This window comes from Fructobacillus ficulneus (assembly GCF_001047075.2).
Lineage (GTDB): Bacteria > Bacillota > Bacilli > Lactobacillales > Lactobacillaceae > Fructobacillus > Fructobacillus ficulneus.
This window is the reverse complement of record NZ_DF968003.1, coordinates 1091-3318: the sequence shown is the minus strand read 5'-3', so window position 1 is coordinate 3318 and position 2228 is coordinate 1091. Positions and strand designations below refer to the sequence as shown.

Genomic DNA, 2228 nt, shown 5'->3' with positions numbered 1-2228 from the left:
AACCAGGCGGCATCGGCGACCGGCTTGAGAGTAACTTGACCGAGGCAGGCGGCGAAGAGCGAGCCAAGAATAATACCGGAAAGGACGGCGATGGCCTTCAAGAAACCAGTGGCCAGGCGCATCAAGACGAGGGTAATCAAGATGGTCACGAAACCAATCAAGAGGTTTTGCCATGAACCGAAGTTAGCGGCTTTGAGGTTGCCACCACCCCAGTTTTGGAGGGCGATGGGGATGAGGCTGAGACCGATGACCGTGATCAATGAGCCGGTTACTACTTGTGGAAAAAAGTTGCGTAAGCGAGCAAAGGTGCCGGCAATCAGGAAGACGAAGAGGCCGGCGATGATGGTTGCCCCGTACATAGCCCCCCAACCGAGGGTTGACCCGATATTGATCAATGGTGAAACGGCTTGGATAGATGAACCCAGAACGACTGGGAGGGCAATTCCGGTAATGGGTGTTCGTTTGAGTTGGAAGAGAGTTGCCAGACCAGTACAGAAGATATCAACTGAAATTAAGTAGGCCAGTTGTTGACTGGAGAAGTGCAGGGCCGTTCCGATAAGAAGTGGAACTAGGACAGCGCCGGCGTACATAGCCAGGACGTGCTGCAAGCCCAAAAGGATGGCTTGGAATTTAGGAAGGGGCTTGGTGGGATTTTGCATGATGTCTCCTGTAGCAAAGTAGTATGTTCTAATCAAAAAATGAGAGAAAACGTACTGGTCCCTACCGTAGCCAACAAAAAAAGACACAAAAGTGCCCAAGTGTGCCTAAAAACCTTGGGGATAGTCGCCCGTTCTGCTGGGCGGTAGAGACTCGGCTAGCGTTAAAAGCCGGATATAACTCCAATACGGTATTAACAAGTATAGCAGGTTGAATGTGTTTCGGCAATTAAATGGATTTTAATTTGAATAAAAACGAACGATTGCCGGCTTTTAAGGAAGAAAAATGAAAATAACGAAAATGTAATTATTAAAAAACAATATACATTATTGCAAATAAAATACAAAAAATGAAAATGAAGAGTTACAATAGAATTAGAATAACTATACACTTGAGAGGATACTGACCTTGTGAAATCGACCAGTAAGAATTTTTGAATAATTTAGATTAGAATAATAATCGATTGAATCCCAGTGGGGGGTAAGAGTCATGGAAAAGATGAATGTATTAAAAACAGAGACCAAGAAGCACTTTAAGCTGTATAAAGCTGGAAAGTTGTGGCTAGTTGCTGGAATTGCGCTTGGTTTTTTGTCTCTCGGTGCGGCATCCACTGACAAAGCTCAAGCCGATACAGGCAATGCCCAAGCAACCACAGTTGTGGACACTGGGACCAGTGGGTCTAATAATACAAATTCGGCGGGCGCTACTAACTCGGGTGCTACCAACCAGACGAGTGCAACTACTAATCAAACAAGTTCGGCTGCCAGCCCAAGTACATCAACGAGCACCAGTGTGTCTCAAAGTACTTCGGTCAGCGCCAGCACGGTAGCTAGCCAGAGCACTTCTACAAGTACCAGTACAAGTGTTAGTGCAAGCACTGTGGCTAGCCAAAGTGCGTCAACGAGTGCCAGCAGTACGGCGAGCCAAACTGCAGATGGTAGTGATGACCAGGCACAAACTGACCAGACTGCTACCCAGGATCTTGGAACAGATGATTTCACGACCTTAGCAGTTGACCCAAGTGCCGCCAGCACAGTTGATCAAAGCCAACTTGGTGCTTCTGCTGTAACGGCCACAAGTACCACGCCATTGCCAGGTTCTGTCCAGTCACAAACTGATGACTCAACTGCCCGGGCAGCTTTTAACCAGTCGGTTTCGGCTGCGATTGCTTCACAGTCGGCAGCGTCTAACTCACAGTCAGTTGCTTCAACATCAACATCAACAGCTGCATCATCACAATCAACTTCAACTTCTCAGTCGACTGGTGTTAACCCATCGACCGTTAGCACGAGCAACAGTCCATCACAGACTGGTAGCTCGAGTGTCAATGTGCCAACTCCTGACCAAGTTAAGAATATCGCGACCTATAAGGCTCAAGCTCAGGCTAACAACTCTTATGCTGCTGTGAACAACTGGGCTGCTTTTCAGGCTGCCTATACAAATGACAACATCAGCTTTATTGAATTTACGGGGAACGTTTCCTCACCAACTCCTGATAACCCTCAATCTTTGGGTGAACGTACCAAGAGCATCATTATTCAAGGAAACAATTACACCTTAAATCTAGGTCA

General features: G+C 46.9%; 2 protein-coding genes. One reads left to right on the top strand and one right to left on the bottom strand.

What is annotated here, in order from left to right:
- Positions 1-659 (bottom strand): solute carrier family 23 protein (locus AOQ29_RS07970; RefSeq protein WP_275936578.1); only part of this gene is annotated, 659 nt, incomplete at its 3' end.
- 487 nt (positions 660-1146) lie between these two features.
- On the opposite strand from AOQ29_RS07970, the gene AOQ29_RS04085 reads away from it, so the two are divergent.
- On the top strand, positions 1147-2228 hold a 1082-nt coding region (locus tag AOQ29_RS04085), incomplete at its 3' end, for a KxYKxGKxW signal peptide domain-containing protein (RefSeq protein WP_170124543.1).